Raw genomic sequence first — 16,167 nt, forward strand, 5'->3', positions numbered from 1 at the left:
AGGAGATCAGTTTGAATAAAGCTGATCTCTTATTTTTTTATGAGGTTGTTTATTTATAAAAAACACTCCTGCTAGTATTAATATGCTATAAGCAATTTTTTCCGGTGTCAATTCATCTTTGTCCAATATTAAAGCAATAACAGCAGCAAATACGGGTTGTAGGTAGATGTAACTTCCTGCTACAGATGGGTTTACCTTTTTTAATACTCCAACATTGAGAATGTAGGAAATGTACGTTGCGAAGATTATTATAAAACCAACAGAAAGATAGGCGGTGGTATCAAAGTTTTGCCATTGGGTTTCCCAAAATGAATTAATACTAAATGGAAAAACTATAAAGAATCCAAGGTTAAACATCCACTTGGAAACTGTAATAAAATGGTATTTTGCTAGCAGTGGCTTTGCAATTACCAGAAATAATGCCCAGCTAACTGCATTTAGAAGGACAAGTATATCACCAATAAAAAGTTCGTGAAACTGATCAGTCCCAGAAAGTAATAAAGCACCAGTACCTACAGTACCCAAAATTAATCCTAAAATCCTGACAGGGGTAATTCTTTCAAAACCATTGATAGCAGAGATAATAAGGACAATAATCGGGCTTATTGTCATCATTAAAGAAGCATTGATCGGAGAAGTCAGGCTTAAGCCTTTATAAAACAGTAACTGATTGCACGCAACACCGAATAGTGCACAAAGGAAAATTCTTTTCCTGTCAGATAAATCTATTTTTTCTTTTACGAATAACCCTAGTGCATTGAAAAGAAGAATTGTTGCAATGATTCTCAGTAAGATAATTGCAGAAGGTGCAATATATTCCGGGGTTGCAAATTTTGAGATTGTATAATTAGCTCCTGCTATAAGGGTTGACAATAATAACAACCCATGAGATTTTAAATCCTGCTTCAAAATTCTGTTTCGTTGATAAACCGGAAATTTTTTTAATTTGTTAAACATAAGAAAATTTTCAAATTTTGATTTCCTAAACTCAGTTTAATCATAGAAAATAAATATACTTCCGGACAACCATTGGCTGAAAGGCTAAGACCTACTAGCCTTGATGATTTTATAGGTCAGAAACATCTTGTAGGGAAAGGTGCTGTATTAAGAAAAATTATAGAGACAGGATCTATTCCATCTATGATTTTTTGGGGACCTCCTGGGGTGGGTAAGACTACACTTGCTAATATTATTGCAGCTCAGTTAAAGACTCCTTTTGTTACACTTAGTGCTATTAGTGCAGGCGTAAAGGATGTAAGAGAAGTAATCGAAAAAGCCAAAGGTACCCGTAAGACAGTCCTCTTTATTGACGAGATTCACAGGTTCAATAAATCCCAGCAAGATGCCCTGTTAAATGCAGTTGAGAAAGGGATAATAACACTGATCGGTGCTACAACAGAAAACCCTTCATTTGAGGTTAATAGTGCTCTATTGTCAAGGTCACAGGTTTATACTCTTAAAACCTTAGAAGAGGAAGAGTTGAAAGGCATGTTATCTCAGGCCATGGAGAAGGATTTCCTTTTGAAACAAAAAAAAATTGAAATAAAGGAATATGCTGCAATGCTCAATCTTTCCGGCGGTGATGGCAGGAAGTTGTTAAATTTGTTTGAACTGGTGGTTGATAATTTAAGTGATAAAGAACCGGTCGAAATTACGGATGAAGTCGTCTTAAAGATAGCGCAGAGGAAAGTTGCTTTATACGACAAACAAGGTGAGATGCATTATGATATTATTTCCGCCTTTATAAAGTCAATAAGAGGGAGTGATCCAAACGCCGCTGTTTACTGGCTCGCAAGAATGATAGAAGGGGGAGAGGATGTAAAATTCATAGCGAGAAGATTGGTTATACTTGCTTCAGAAGATATAGGAAATGCTAACCCTACTGCTCTTGTGATGGCTACTACCTGCTTTCAGGCTGTTCAGGTTATTGGATACCCCGAGTCTGATATTATCCTTTCTCAATGTGTTACTTATCTTGCATCTTCACCCAAGAGCAATGCCTCTTATGCTGCCATCAAAGGAGCTCATGAATTGGTAAGACAAACAGGAGATTTGCCAGTGCCCATTCATTTGAGGAATGCCCCAACCAAATTGATGAAAGAACAAGGTTATGGGAAAGAGTATAAATACGCACATGATTATGATAATAACTTTGTAGAGCAGGAGTTTTTACCAGATAAAATTAAGGGACGAAAATTATTTGAGCCTGGAAACAATGCCAGAGAAAATGAACTCCGCACCAGGCTGAAAAAACTGTGGAAAACCAAGTATGGTTATTAAACCATTCCTGCTAATTTTTAGCATTAAAGGTTAAAAGAATTATCTGTCTGCACTAAAGAATCTTCAATATTTGTTAATTTATTAAGAGTAAAATATTCAAGATTATGAAGGTAAGAAGTTTTGACGATCTCTATATAGACCTCTTTCGAGATCTATATAGTGCAGAAACCCAATTGGCAGAAGCTTTGCCGGAGATTATAGATTGCAGTTCTAATCCAGACTTAAAAAAGGCTTTTGAAAAAAGTTTGAAAACCACGTTAAAGGACAAGGAAAGACTGGAGATGATTGCAAAAGAAATAGACGTTGATCCATTGGGACAAACTTGTCCTGTGATGGGAGGCTTATTAAGCGAGATAAAAGAATACTTTAAGGATATTGAAGATGACAATGTGATGGATGCTGCTCTGATTGTTGGCCTTCAAAAGGCAAGACATTACGAAATTGCAAGTTATGGCACTGTTGCAACATTTGCCCATATCCTGGATTATGGCAATATTGGAAATGTCTTTCATGAAATAAAGGATGAAAAACAAGAAGATGATGCAGAGTTGACCAATCTTGCAAAAGGTATGATTAATCAAAAAGCATTATTGCATTATTAATCAATAGAATGAAAAGGTTGAATTTATAAGGATATGATTTCAACCTTTTTAAGATTATTTTTTATTTTTTGCAATAAATTCTGTTTACTTAAATGCGAATTTCTATATTAAGGTAATGAGCGTTAAAAACGTCTAGTTTCAGTTAAATTCGTGAGAAACTTTTTATACATTTTTTTGTCGTTGTTCTTTATTGCTATCCAATCAGTGAGAGCACAACCTTATAATTACAGATGTAAATATCATTCGATTGTCATAGGAGGAGCTGGGAGTTATGCTAACGGAGATATTAAATCTACTTTGAGTACCATTAGACCAGGTTTATCCTTTGGCTTTAACAAAAGAATTTATCCAAGACTTTCTTATGAATTCGACTTCCTATGGTTTAGGCTTTTAGGAGATGATTTTTTAGCTTCAGATAAAAAACTTGAATCTGCTGATTATCTTAGAAATCTTCATTTTAGAAATGATATAAAAGAATTGTCATTTACTTTAAGATATGATTTGCTGCCAAATACGGATCACTACAGAAAACGTCCAATTTACAATGCTTATGTTTTACTGGGAGGTGGTGTTTTCTATCATAATCCAAAGGCAAAAAATGACAGGGATCATTGGGTAAGTCTAAGAAAACTTCAAACTGAAGGAAAGTCATATTCAAATATCCAATTCTCTGTTCCTGCTGGTTTTGGCTTCCGATATAAGCTTGCAATTCAATGGGATCTTGAACTGGAATTTACATATCGTTATACTTCTACTGATTACCTGGATGATGTAAGTCGAAACTATATTAATCCTGATCAGTTAAAAAGTGATCAGTCCAGACAAATGTCGAACCGCTCAGCATCTCTATTCGGATCATACAACGGAGCCAAAAGAGATATTGATTTTATTAATAATACACTGGAAGAGCAATTTTTTTATTCAGGCTCCGGATATTCTTATTCAACTTCCAAAGCCCCAGGAAGCAAAAGGGGCAGTAAAATAGGGCCTGATAGTTATGTCTTGGTTTCTCTGAGGCTAATTTATATTATTCCTGGTAAGATATATTGCCCAAAATTCAGATAGTTAGCCTAAAAAGAATATAGGAAATTTCATTTTTTAAAGATTTAAGTATTTTATGCTTAGGATTTTTTTATAAGAACCAAAAACTTTTATTTTTGTGGGGTATAATCTAACTAAAGATTCATGAGCGTACTAGTCAATAAACAGTCCAAAGTGATAGTGCAGGGTTTTACAGGCTCTGAAGGAACATTCCATGCCGGTCAAATGATCGAATACGGAACAAACGTTGTTGGAGGAGTAACTCCTGGTAAAGGCGGCACTAAACATCTTGATAAACCAGTCTTCAATACCGTTGAAGACGCCGTTAAAGAAACAGGTGCTAATGTTTCTATAATTTTTGTACCTCCGGCTTTCGCTGCTGATGCTATTATGGAAGCTGCTGATGCAGGTATAAAAGTAATCATATGTATTACAGAAGGAATTCCTGTAAAAGATATGATTAAAGCAAAAGAATATATCAAAGGAAAAAATTTAACGCTTATTGGACCTAACTGTCCTGGAGTAATGACTCCTGGAGAAGCTAAGGTTGGTATAATGCCTGCATTTATTCATAAGCCAGGTAAAATAGGTATAGTATCTCGTTCTGGGACATTGACTTATGAAGCTGTGGATCAACTATCTAAAGTTGGTTTGGGACAATCAACTTGTATTGGTATCGGTGGAGATCCAGTAATCGGTACTACTACCAAAGAAGCTGTTAAGCTATTGATGGACGATCCTCATACAGAAGGCATCATCATGATCGGTGAAATTGGTGGAAGCATGGAGTCTGAGGCGGCTAAATGGATCAAAGAAAATGGTACTAAACCAGTGGTTGGTTTCATTGCTGGTCAAACTGCTCCTGCAGGAAGAAGAATGGGACATGCCGGTGCTATCGTTGGTGGTGCAGATGATACTGCTGCTGCAAAAATGAAAATCATGAAAGATTGCGGCTTGTTTGTAGTTGAATCTCCTGCTGATATTGGAGAGACTATGCTTAAGGCGCTTCAAAAAAGCAAAGCAACTGCTTAAAACATAAAGAGGCTGTTTTATTAAAACAGCCTCTCTTTTTATTTTCCCAACATCCTGTTTTTAAGATCCTCATCTGCCGGTTCATCTCCAAGCCAGATTGTGAATAATAATTTTTTAAAATCCAGACCTTCAACCTGCGTTTTTAATTTCCCGTTTTTATAAAGTTTTACCCCAGAACCAGGCAAATAGATGATATCAATTACGTCTTTATTGTGGATTTCCTCCTTAAATGCCACCATTAACTGGTCAATTTTAGATTTATAAGGTGCAGTATTACCCTTTGTAGCTTTTTCAAAACCCTCTTTAATGGTTTCTTCCATTTTTTTATTCGTGATCTTATCCGAAATAATATACATTCTGATAGCTTGAGGGGAATCTTGGTTGATAACAGCTTTGGGATCCTTAGTTTTTTCCTTTAGATAGAGAGCACCAACATAAAGGTCAAATATATATTTGGTTCTAATTCCGGCTCCGTTTAACAGAAGTTTGCCCTTTTCTGTCTCAATGGTACCTGGAACATCCACTCCTTTAATTTTTGTCTGAGCATGGCTTTTAAAGGAAGTCAGTATTAAAATGCCAATGAAAAAAAGGATCTGAAGTTTTTTCATATTATTAAGTCAGTTTTAGTAAATAATTGCAGTAGTGATATTTTGTTTATTCCTTTGATTTTTAAGGAAAATTCTGATTTAATTTGAATTATGAAAGCAGAGGAACTGATAAACCAACTTGAACTGGAAAAACATCCGGAAGGAGGATATTTTAGAGAAATTTACAGAAGTGAATCAGAAATTCCAGAATCGGTCTTACCAGGAGATTATTCAGGGAACAGAAATTATGCCACAAGCATTTATTTTTTACTTACAGACAAAGAGTTTTCGGCCTTCCACAAAATCAAATCAGATGAAATTTGGTATTACCACCAGGGTAATTCTATAGAAATTTATATGTTATCCGGGAAAGGGCTGGAGGTTCATAAGCTAGGCGCACAAAATGGAGAGCATTTTCAATTGCTTATACCCCAAAATACCTGGTTTGGTGCAAAAGTAGTTGGAGAAGGATATACTCTTGTTAGTTGTATGGTAGCTCCAGGATTTTCGTTTGATGATTTTGAGATTGCCAAAAGAGAAGATTTATTGAAACTTTTTCCTGAGCAGACTACAATCATTAGGGAACTTTCAAGGTAAGTTGCAAACAAAGCTTTTCTGAATTTCTTCAAAACCGGTATTATTTTTCTCCTCATCTTCCTGAGCAGTTTGAAAAATAAGGCCTAGCGTTCTGCCTTTACAATTAAAACAAACAATTTTTCCGGAATGCTTTAGTCCTGATAATTGGGTTACAAATCCAGTACTTGAAACCTGAAAATGGCCAAGGTTTTTGATGGGTTGAATTTCATTAAACAGAATTCCTGTGTTTTTATAAAAAGAATTTTGGGACAATTGTTTCTTTAAAAGCAGTAAAAATTCCTCTTTGCTCACCTCCTGATTAATCCAGCTAAGAGTAAACATTCCACTCTCATTCATCCCTTTCTTTTCACAAGTAAGGAAAAATCCTAATGTGTCATTAATATTTTCAGATTGTGTAATTACCCAGCCCTCAGGAATGGTAAAAGAAACCCCATGCTCAGAAAAAGTGTTCTTCTGTGGTTTTTTACATGAGAAAAGTGCTACAAAGAAAAAAGCCCAAATTAAGGAATTTTTCATTTTTGGCATCTGTTGGATAATTGACATAAATATTAATTGGTCTTTATTTCTATAAAATGAAACTGCTGAAACTACTTTTGGTTTTTTCCCTCTTTGTCGGAATTAGCTATTTCTCTAAACTTAAAAGTTCCTCACCGCAAGATTCATTATCTAAAAATCGAACTGTGTCCAGCTATTCGTTTTTAAAACAAATCAGCAGATTTTCTGTCCTGACCTTTCAATAGTGATTTTCCGGTAATACCTTTGGGTCCAAACTTATCTTGAAAGATGATAACCATCAGATTAGGCGGAGTACCCGAGCATTTTAATTTACCTATACATTTAGCTAAGCAAAGTGGAAAATTTGAAGAAGCTGGCATTGATCTTTTATGGACAGATTTTCCTGGAGGAACCGGAGCAATGTGTTCAGCTCTGAAAGAAGATCAGATTGATTGTGCAATATTACTTACTGAAGGAATCACAGCGGATATTGTGAAAGGAAGTCCTCTTAAGATTCTGAAAGTATACGTAGAGAGCCCATTAATCTGGGGAATTCATGTTTTCGCAAATTCACCCTACGTCGATGTGGATCAGTTGGAAGGCAAAAGGTATGCGATAAGCAAGCAAGGCTCAGGTTCTCATCTTATGTCTTATGTAGATGCAGCTCAAAGAGGTTGGCAGTTATCCGAAAGTCAAATGGTTGCTGTTGGCAATCTCGAGGGGGCAAGAACTTTTTTATCTGAAGAAAAAGCAGATATTTTTTTATGGGAAAAATATATGACTAAACCTTTAGTTGATTCAGGTGAATTCAGGAGACTTGGGGAACGACTCACTCCGTGGCCCTGCTTTGTATTTGCCGCATCAGAAAACTTTCTTGAAAAACACGGTTCCATATTGGTTACGTTTTTTAAAATTGTTAATAAATCTGTAGAAGCTTTCATGCAAAATCCTGAAGCTCCTGATTTAGTCTCTGAGCGATATTCATTGAAGAGAGAAGATTCAAAGGCGTGGTTTGAAAGTACAAAGTGGAATACTGAAAATGGTATTGACGAAAAAATTCTTGATCATATTCAGGAATGGTTGTATAGACTTCATATAATTCCTCATAAAAAACAATTCAGTCAATTAGTTTATAAATATTGACTTTACAGCTAAAACAGGTTGTATTTTTATTAATGAATGATCTGATTTTATTAATTTTGCCGGTAACTTTTAAGTTTAAATAATTCAAATTTTTAACAAACAAAACTGATTTTTAATTCATGAAACAAAATTTTAGGAAGTTGTTTATTGATGGGGCTTTGGCTTTACTTCTAGGAATGACGATGATGGGATGTAAAAAGGATGATAATAATGGACCTGTTGTTTCAAATGGAAGGGCTACTATTATTGGATATCTGAAGGCACAATTAAATACTAACACTGCTGATTATGAACCAGCGGCAAATGTTAAAGTTCAAGCTATTATTAATTCAGGAGATTTATTAGCGAATCCGGATCCCAATAAAAATTATCCTAATATCGTCTACAATACAATAACGGATGTTAATGGAAAGTATACTTTCAATGTCGACGCAAATGGAAGACCTGTAAAAGTAACAATTTACCCTCAGGACTTTGAAGCAAAGCAAAACTATAATGGAGACGAAAGAGCAATGATTTATAAATACCCTGGATCATTTGTGGTATCTAAACTTGTTTATGCTGGATCCATAGTTTATCAGGATTCCGAGTTTTATGATTCTTATGTAAAGGCTGATTTTTAATCTGATTTTTTTAAGTGAAAATGATGAAAAAAATAATCCTAGTTGCATTGTTGACTATTTCAGCATGCAAGCTCACGACAGCGCAGGAAACAGGGGGAGGCCAGGAAAATGTTGAATTAAGATCTAAAAGAGGCGTTTTGATTTTACCTAAAAAAGGAGAGTATGCTATTGGATTTTCAGCTGATCCAGTTTTATTTTACTTGGGTAATTTCTTCCATGGAGATAATCAGTCTCCTGCTCCGTCAGTTCAATATCCGAATGGATTCAGTAATACAGTTTTAGGAGGAAGAATTGCTAATGCTTTTACCGGTAAATATCTTCTTGATGATCATACTGCTGTGAGAGCCAGATTTCAGTTTAACTTTACCAAAGCAACTAATAAATATATTGTTGCAGCAAATAATGATGGAGCAGGAAATAATCTTTCTCCTCAGTTTGCTGAAGATAAAGTAACAATAAGAAATAACTCTGTATTACTGGCTTTAGGACTTGAAAAAAGAAGAGGAAGCAGCAGAGTCCAGGGAGTGTATGGAGCAGAGGTTCTTTTAGGTTTTAACAAAGTAAAGGAAAAAGCTGATTATGGAAATGGAATGGGGGTAAATTTTCCCACACCGGTTTCTTATGAAAATGCTTACAATAGAATTCCAGGAGCAGATTCTACTATCTCAAGATGGACTGAATATAATCACGGCACTACATTATTTGCTGGAGTCAGAGGTTTTGCCGGAATAGAATATTTCTTCGCTCCAAAGCTTTCTATTGGTGCTGAATTTGGTTACACAATAGGAATTGCAAACAAAAAAAGTGATTCTGTAAAGCTGCAGGCGATGAATAATGCTACAGGAAATGCTGTTGTATATGAAGCGAAACCAACTCCCAATAATTCAACTGGAATTAATAACTTCGGGTTAGGCTTGGATAATCTGAATGCCAATCTGAATCTACATTTCTATTTTTAAGAAGAAAAAGTTTTATTGTTATAAAAAGCTGTCCCTAAAAAGGGCAGCTTTTTTTATAATGTATCACTTTATCCGCAAATGATAGAAGCTGCTGCTGGAAGGGCAGTTGGAAAGTCCAGACGATATTTTACTCTGCATTTGGTGCCATTGTCAAAGAGTTGAACACTATTCGTGTAGAATACTGCATCCCCTACATGAGGATTATTAGGAATTGACCACTCCATCATCCAAACTGTTATACATTTTGTCCCAAATGGCAGACTATGAATGATGACTTCATTATCTCCCGGTTGTGCATCAAGGGAAATTCTTGCGAAAAATCCGAAAAAAGTTCCTGCCATTCTTGTTTCTGAAGAGGCAATATCCATTGTTGTGGTTGAAGAAAGTATAGTTCTCATTTCCAATTCCTTTATAGGAAAACAGGCAGGGAATTAAAAAAGTTAAAAGTATTGCTGATGCTAATGAAAAAGGCTGACCATTAACCGGTCAGCCTTTGCTATAAATGAATGATTTTATTATTTCGCGTAGCTGACAGCTCTCATTTCTCTGATAACCGTTACTTTGATCTGACCAGGGTACTGCATATCTGTTTCAATCTTTTTAGATATATCGAAAGATAATGTTCCTGCTTTTTCGTCAGAGACATTTTCAGCATCAACCATTATTCTTAGCTCTCTACCTGCTTGTATAGCATAACATTTTGTAACTCCATCAAAAGACAATGCAAGTTCTTCCAGTTCTTTAAGTCTCTTAATGTAAGACTCCATAACTTCTCTTCTTGCTCCTGGCCTTGATCCGCTAACCGCATCACATACCTGAATAATAGGAGAAAGAAGTGAGGTCATTTCTATTTCATCATGGTGCGCTCCAATAGCATTGCACACTTCAGGACTTTCTTTGTATTTTTTAGCGAGTTCCATTCCTAGAATCGCATGGGGTAATTCAGGCTCTTCAGGAGAAACTTTACCGATATCATGAAGAAGTCCTGCTCTTTTTGCAAGTTTGGCGTTAAGTCCAAGTTCTGCAGCCATAGTAGCAGCAAGTTTAGCAACTTCTCTGGAATGCTGGAGCAGGTTTTGTCCGTATGAAGACCTGAAACGCATTCTTCCTACCATCTTGATTAATTCAGGGTGTAAACCATGAATACCAAGATCAATAACTGTGCGCTCTCCAATTTCAATAATCTCTTCCTCTATATTTTTGAAAGTTTTGGCAACAACTTCCTCAATTCTGGCAGGGTGAATTCTTCCATCCTGAACAAGTCTGTGCAATGAAAGTCTTGCGACTTCTCTTCTTACAGGATCAAAACCGCTGATAATAATGGCCTCTGGGGTATCATCTACAATAATTTCCACTCCAGTTGCTGCTTCTAGAGCTCTGATGTTTCTACCTTCACGACCAATGATTTTACCTTTGATATCATCACTTTCAATATTGAAAATGGAAACACAGTTTTCAATTGCATTTTCTGTCGCAGTTCTTTGAATTGTTTCAATGACTACTTTTTTGGCTTCTTTTGTAGCAGTAAGCTTAGCCTCGTCAACAATGTCTTTAATGTAGGAAGATGCTTTGGAACGAGCCTCATCTTTCAAAGCTTCTACCAGACTTTGTTTTGCTTCTTCAGCAGTAAGATTGGCAATTTTTTCCAATTTTGTCACTTGAGAAGCTTTCATTTTTTCAAGCTCATCCTTTCTTTTGTTGATGATCTCCATCTGAGCTGCAAGGTTTTCTTTCATGCTTTCCAACTCTGCTTCCTTTCTTGAATTGGTTTCCAGCAACTTTGAAAGATTACCTTCTCTTTGTTTCAGCTTGTTCTCATTTTGAATAATGATGTTTTTTTTCTTGTTAGCTTCCTCTTCAAATTCCGCTTTGATTTTCAAATAGTTTTCCTTAGCCTGTAGAATTTTTTCTTTCTTAATGCTTTCTCCTTGAATTTCAGCTTCCTTAATGATTAATTGAGACTTGGCCAGCGCTTCTTCCTCGTGTTTTTTGAAAACCTTCATAAGAAGGTATCTGCCAATTGCAAACCCGATTCCCAGGAATACAATTGCAGTTATGATATAAAATAGAACATCTACCATTTTTTTGGTTTTAGGGGTTAATTAAAAAAGGCAGAAGGGGAAATGAAAAAGTTTTCTAACTTTTAAGCAAAAACAATAGATCAGAAACAGGGATTCTAAATCAGATACCGGAATTTGAAATCAGGTGATCCAAATGGGTTATTTTGGACTCTAATTCATTTATATACTTTTGGTTTTCAGCATCTGTCCGCAGTCCTTCAGCAAAGCAGTCAAACGCGACCATTGCCAGAAGATCCTGCTTGTCATCTATTCCAAACTGATCCCTATACATTTTTATTCTTTCATTAATCAATCTGCCAGCGATCCTAAGTCGCTCTTCTTCAGCAGCATCTACACGCATGGGGTATTCCCTTTCTGCGATTCTGATTTTTATAGAAAGTTCTCCCATTCAGGGAATTATGATCTTAAATTATTCACTTAAATGTGCTATACACTTATCAATTTCTCTAATATACTCGTTAATTTTCAGCTTTAATTCTGAAGGATTATGAGCATCCTCTGCTATTGACGATACAATTTTACTAATTTTCTCTTGATTTTGAAAGTTTTTTATCTCTTGATTTTGGCGTTCGATTACCGCTTTTAAGTCTTGATTTTCTTCTTTAATCTTAATCAATTCAGCCTTGGCCGAATGCAATTCATTCAGTATGCTTTTGATTTTAGCCTCAAAAAAATCAAGTTTTACTAATAACTCACGCTTATCCTTCATTAATTACTTTCTGATAATAGCTCCAAGATCTTTTTCAAAGGAATCCATGAGTTTTTGCATGGTTTGATCAATAACTTTATCTGTTAAAGTTTTCTCATTGTCCTGAAGATAGAAACTTACAGAGTAAGATTTTTTGTTGTCTCCCAAATTTGAGCCTTCATATACATCAAAGACATTAACTTCCTGTAATAGCTTTCTTTCCTTGCTCTGAGCCAATTGTTTAATCTGTTCAAAAGTAACTCCTTTGTCAATCACTAATGATAGATCTCTTCTTACTTCAGGGAATTTTGAAATTTCCTGATATACAGTGTTTTCTGATAAAAGGTCTAAAAGTAAGGCTGCATTAAAGTCTGCAAAGTAAACAGCTTGTTTTAAATCTGTAGCCTTTAAAATTTTATCAGCTATTTTTCCGAACTGAACTAAAGTTTTACCTTTTATTTGGTAGTCAAGGCCTTCGGAGAAATAATTATTCGAAATTGTCTTAATTGCTAAACCTTTAATATTAAGTTTTTCAATAATTCTCTGAATGAAGTTTTTCAGTGTAAAGAAATCAGACGGTGTATCTTTTGTTATCCAGGATTCATCATGTTGATTTCCTGTAATAAATAATGCAAGACGATCTTTTTCGGTATAACCTTTCTCAGTTTTGAAATATGTTTTCCCAAACTCATAGAATTTCAGGTCTTTTTGTCTTCGATTTACATTGTAAGCAATGACTTCAAGGCCTGAGAAGAGCAATGTTTGGCGCATTACCCCCAAATCTTCACTAAGTTTATTTAAAATCAATACAGGATTTTCACTATTTTCAATTAGTTTCTGATAGCTTTCTTTTGTAAGAGAATTTGTCACAATTTCTGAAAATCCCGCTCCCGCAAGCAAATTTCCAAGTTTGTTGTGAAGTTTTGCTTTATCTTTTTTAGGGAAGTCAGCGATGTATTCTGTTCTGATTTTAGTATTGATTTCAATATTATCGTATCCGTAAATCCTTAAAACTTCCTCAACAATATCTGCCTCTCTCTGGACATCAACTTTAAAAGGCGGGACTGAAACTTTAAGATTATCATCTTTTGCTTCTAATATACTGATCCCAAGATTGGAAAGAATATCTATAATGGTTTCAGAAGGAATCTTTTTACCAATCAGTTTATGGATATAGGAAAATGAAGTTTCTATTTCAAAGTTTTGAATAGGAGTAGGGTAAATATCAATAAGGTCTGAAGCAATTTCTCCTCCAGCAATTTCAAGGATCAGATTTGCAGCTTTTTTAAGAGCATTAACGGTAATATTCGGATCTGTGCCCCTTTCAAATCTAAAAGAGGAATCTGTTTTGATTCCATGATGCTGAGCAGTTTTTCGAACAAAGTCGGGAGAAAAATAAGCACTTTCAAGAAAGATGGCAGTCGTATCAGCTTTTACACCTGAATCCAGTCCACCAAAAACACCTGCAATACACATAGGTTTTTCAGCATTGCAAATTATAAGATCTTTGGCAGTCAATCTTCTTTTATTTCCATCTAAAGTAACAAATTCAGTCCCCTCTGCCACTGTTTTTACTTTAACTGTATTTCCAACATTGGCAAGGTCAAATGCATGGAGTGGTTGGCCAAGGTCGTGCAGAATAAAATTGGTGACGTCTACAATATTGTTAATAGGGGAGAGGCCGATAGATTTCAATCTGTTTTTAAGCCATTCAGGAGATTCTTTTACTGAAATACCTTTAATGACTAAGCCAGAATATCTAGGGCATGCTTCTGAATTTTCTACTGAAACATTAAAATTAAGTTTTTCCTTTGGAGCTGGTAGAGATTTTTCCTCTCCTTTGCAAATTTCTCTTTTCAAAAGCGCTCTCAAATCTCTGGCCACACCAAGGTGAGAGGCAGCATCAGCACGGTTAGGAGTAAGGCCTATTTCAAAAGTATAATCATTTTCTACTTTAAAATATTCGGCAGCTGAAGTCCCTACAGGTAATTCGGTTTGAAGTACCATAATACCATCGTGAGATTTGCCTAAACCGATTTCATCTTCCGCACAAATCATTCCTTCAGAAACTTCTCCTCTTATTTTCGCTTTGCTGATTTTAAAAGGTTCGCCATCTGTAGGATATAAGGTGGCACCAACAGTTGCAACAACTACCTTTTGTCCTTCGGCAACATTAGCAGCTCCGCAAACAATAGGAAGAATGGTTCCATTGCCAATATCAACAGTCGTTTTTTTAAGTTTATCGGCACCAGGGTGTTTTTCAGAGGTTAAAACTTTCCCTATTACAATGCCGCTTAAGCCTCCCTGAATGCTTTCAAATTTCTCAATTCCTTCAACCTCCAGACCTGATTTTGTAAGCAGAGCACCTATTTCTTCAGCAGGTTCTGAAAGTTGGATATACTGCTGTAGCCAATTATATGAAATTTTCATTTGTAAATTTTAACCTTGATATGTGTAATTTGTAAAATTACTTAAAACGCTTATTTCTCCTGAGGCTTTTCCCATATTTTTTCTCCCGCAGGAATTTCTATATCCAGATGATTTTCTGGTGGAGGTAAAGGACAGCTGTATTTATAACTATACACACAAAATGGGTTATAAGCAAAGTTAAAGTCAATTACAGCATGTTTTTTATCAGTTATTTTTAAATCGAGGTATCTGCCTCCGCTATAAGTTTCGCCTCCGTTGGTTTTATCAGAAAAAGGAATAAAAGCATTTAGTTCATTGTTGGATGAATCTTTTGAAATGAGAAGGGTCAGTTGTAAAGGCTTTTTTTCTAATGTAAATGAAGCAGTCGCAAATTTTTTATAAGTGTCTTTTCTGCCATCATTCCTTGTGATTGTGATTTCTGAAGAATCAGAAAGGGGGTAGAGTTCTGCCTCCACTTTATATTTAGGATTTGGTATGAAGTAATTTAGTGTGGTGAATGCTTCCTTATCTTCTATGGGAGACAGTGGAGAATGTCTGAAAAAGTCATTTCTCTGTCTTCTGTAATCTTCCACGTTTTGTTTGTAGCTTGTTTTGATATTGCTAAACACAAAAGAGAGGATTACCAATACGAAAGCAACACCCATACCAGTCCAAAGGATGTGCTTGGTTTTTATTGTATCAAAGTTTGTCTTCATCTGCAAAACTATAATATCCATGATCAGTAAAGATCAGGTGGTCCAGTACAGGTATTTCCAGAAAGGATCCTGCTTGTTTTAATTTACGGGTTAACGAAATATCTGCCTCGCTAGGTTTCAGGTTGCCACTTGGATGATTGTGGACGAGGATTATTGCACTAGCAAGATGTTCAAGTGCATGTTTGTATATCAATTTAGGATCTGCCACAGTTCCGGCAATGCCACCTGAACTTATAAAGACTTTTTTAATAACAGCATTGGATCTGTTGAGCAAAATAATCCAAAACTCCTCGTGCTGAAGATCCAGCAGATTAGGTTTCATTATATCAAATGCATCAGAGGCGCAGGTAATTTTTTCCCTCTTATTCTGTAAAGCTTCTTTACGCCTTCTGCCAAGCTCGAGGGCGCTTATGATTGTAATGGCTTTAGCTTCGCCAATTCCCTTGAATTTTTGTAAGTCTTTGACACTCAGTTTTGCAAGATCGTTCAGATTGTTGTTACATTCCTTCAAAATGAGCTTTGCGACATCGACAGCACTTAAAGATACCGTTCCCGACCCTAATAATATTGCCATTAATTCGGCATCTGAAAGAGATTCTTTCCCTTTCAGAATAAGTTTTTCCCTGGGTCTGTCTTCTTCAGCCCAGCTTAAAATTTTTAAGTATTTAACATCTTCCATAGCTATTGAAAAAAAATATTGGGATAAATATAAAAATAAAAAAGTCTGACTCAATAGGAGATAAACTTTTTTAGGATTATATCAGCTGATTTTTTAATGTGATGGAGTATTGGAAAAAAAATATAAAGGAAATGTTTATAAGGGCTTGAGCATTAAAGAGATGAATGTGAGTACTATAAAAATAAAAACCTTGTACATTATTCAGTACAAGGTTTTTTATAACAAATTTATTCTT

18 protein-coding genes are annotated in these 16,167 nt (G+C 35.5%); 8 read left to right on the forward strand and 10 right to left on the reverse strand.

Annotated features, from left to right (window positions below):
* Window positions 1-6 precede the first annotated feature (6 nt).
* Window positions 7-909 (reverse strand): DMT family transporter, encoded by a 903-nt coding sequence (locus MYP_RS00315; RefSeq protein WP_197059974.1) that lies wholly within the window; start codon window positions 907-909, stop codon window positions 7-9.
* A 120-nt stretch (window positions 910-1,029) separates the two neighbouring features.
* On the opposite strand from MYP_RS00315, the gene MYP_RS00320 reads away from it, so the two are divergent.
* From MYP_RS00320 to sucD, 4 genes are all read left to right on the forward strand, one after another.
* Window positions 1,030-2,280 (forward strand): replication-associated recombination protein A, encoded by a 1,251-nt coding sequence (locus tag MYP_RS00320; RefSeq protein WP_231569982.1) that lies wholly within the window; start codon window positions 1,030-1,032, stop codon window positions 2,278-2,280.
* A 104-nt stretch (window positions 2,281-2,384) separates the two neighbouring features.
* Entirely contained in the window at window positions 2,385-2,882 is a 498-nt protein-coding gene (locus MYP_RS00325; protein ID WP_045456937.1) for a YciE/YciF ferroxidase family protein, read from the forward strand.
* Between the two features lie 150 nt (window positions 2,883-3,032).
* The gene (locus MYP_RS00330) at window positions 3,033-3,947 is read left to right on the forward strand and encodes a DUF6089 family protein (protein ID WP_197059975.1); all 915 of its coding nucleotides are present in this window, start codon (window positions 3,033-3,035) and stop codon (window positions 3,945-3,947) included.
* Window positions 3,948-4,067: 120 nt separating this feature from the next.
* Window positions 4,068-4,955: a succinate--CoA ligase subunit alpha gene (gene sucD / locus MYP_RS00335; protein ID WP_045456943.1), complete on the forward strand. Its 888-nt coding sequence runs from the start codon at window positions 4,068-4,070 to the stop codon at window positions 4,953-4,955.
* Window positions 4,956-4,993: 38 nt separating this feature from the next.
* Here the strand turns inward: sucD and MYP_RS00340 are convergent, their stop codons facing one another.
* Entirely contained in the window at window positions 4,994-5,563 is a 570-nt protein-coding gene (locus MYP_RS00340) for a chalcone isomerase family protein (protein ID WP_045456946.1), read from the reverse strand.
* A gap of 90 nt (window positions 5,564-5,653) precedes the next feature.
* On the opposite strand from MYP_RS00340, the gene MYP_RS00345 reads away from it, so the two are divergent.
* Window positions 5,654-6,139 (forward strand): cupin domain-containing protein, encoded by a 486-nt coding sequence (locus tag MYP_RS00345; RefSeq protein WP_045456949.1) that lies wholly within the window; start codon window positions 5,654-5,656, stop codon window positions 6,137-6,139.
* Here the strand turns inward: MYP_RS00345 and MYP_RS00350 are convergent.
* Window positions 6,131-6,655, reverse strand: coding sequence for a hypothetical protein (locus tag MYP_RS00350; RefSeq protein WP_156140213.1), 525 nt, complete (start codon window positions 6,653-6,655; stop codon window positions 6,131-6,133). The genes MYP_RS00345 and MYP_RS00350 overlap by 9 nt on opposite strands.
* A gap of 267 nt (window positions 6,656-6,922) precedes the next feature.
* On the opposite strand from MYP_RS00350, the gene MYP_RS00355 reads away from it, so the two are divergent.
* The 3 genes from MYP_RS00355 (at window position 6,923) to MYP_RS00365 (ending at window position 9,359) form a co-directional block, all read left to right on the forward strand.
* Complete coding sequence (locus MYP_RS00355; protein ID WP_045456952.1) at window positions 6,923-7,777, forward strand: substrate-binding domain-containing protein; 855 nt, start codon at window positions 6,923-6,925, stop codon at window positions 7,775-7,777.
* 119 nt (window positions 7,778-7,896) lie between these two features.
* Window positions 7,897-8,400 (forward strand): hypothetical protein, encoded by a 504-nt coding sequence (locus MYP_RS00360; RefSeq protein ID WP_045456955.1) that lies wholly within the window; start codon window positions 7,897-7,899, stop codon window positions 8,398-8,400.
* A gap of 20 nt (window positions 8,401-8,420) precedes the next feature.
* Complete coding sequence (locus MYP_RS00365; RefSeq protein ID WP_045456957.1) at window positions 8,421-9,359, forward strand: hypothetical protein; 939 nt, start codon at window positions 8,421-8,423, stop codon at window positions 9,357-9,359.
* 68 nt (window positions 9,360-9,427) lie between these two features.
* On the opposite strand, the gene MYP_RS00370 is transcribed toward MYP_RS00365, so the two are convergent.
* The 7 genes from MYP_RS00370 to radC form a co-directional block, all read right to left on the reverse strand.
* Window positions 9,428-9,757: a hypothetical protein gene (locus MYP_RS00370; RefSeq protein WP_045456960.1), complete on the reverse strand. Its 330-nt coding sequence runs from the start codon at window positions 9,755-9,757 to the stop codon at window positions 9,428-9,430.
* A 117-nt stretch (window positions 9,758-9,874) separates the two neighbouring features.
* Window positions 9,875-11,440: a ribonuclease Y gene (gene rny / locus MYP_RS00375; RefSeq protein ID WP_045456966.1), complete on the reverse strand. Its 1,566-nt coding sequence runs from the start codon at window positions 11,438-11,440 to the stop codon at window positions 9,875-9,877.
* 100 nt (window positions 11,441-11,540) lie between these two features.
* Window positions 11,541-11,828, reverse strand: a complete 288-nt coding sequence (locus MYP_RS00380) for a cell division protein ZapA (protein WP_045456969.1) — start codon at window positions 11,826-11,828, stop codon at window positions 11,541-11,543.
* A gap of 21 nt (window positions 11,829-11,849) precedes the next feature.
* Window positions 11,850-12,149, reverse strand: coding sequence for a hypothetical protein (locus MYP_RS00385; RefSeq protein ID WP_045456972.1), 300 nt, complete (start codon window positions 12,147-12,149; stop codon window positions 11,850-11,852).
* 3 nt (window positions 12,150-12,152) lie between these two features.
* Window positions 12,153-14,558 (reverse strand): phenylalanine--tRNA ligase subunit beta, encoded by a 2,406-nt coding sequence (gene pheT / locus MYP_RS00390; RefSeq protein WP_045456975.1) that lies wholly within the window; start codon window positions 14,556-14,558, stop codon window positions 12,153-12,155.
* A gap of 50 nt (window positions 14,559-14,608) precedes the next feature.
* Window positions 14,609-15,253, reverse strand: coding sequence for a DUF1684 domain-containing protein (locus MYP_RS00395; RefSeq protein WP_052429838.1), 645 nt, complete (start codon window positions 15,251-15,253; stop codon window positions 14,609-14,611).
* Window positions 15,237-15,932 carry a RadC family protein gene (gene radC, locus MYP_RS00400; RefSeq protein WP_045456979.1) on the reverse strand — a complete coding sequence of 232 codons (696 nt, stop codon included), beginning with the start codon at window positions 15,930-15,932 and terminating at the stop codon, window positions 15,237-15,239. The genes MYP_RS00395 and radC overlap by 17 nt, the downstream gene beginning before the upstream one ends.
* Window positions 15,933-16,167 lie beyond the last annotated feature (235 nt).

Origin of the sequence: Sporocytophaga myxococcoides, assembly GCF_000775915.1 — a bacterium.
GTDB classification, from domain to species: Bacteria; Bacteroidota; Bacteroidia; order Cytophagales; family Cytophagaceae; genus Sporocytophaga; species Sporocytophaga myxococcoides_A.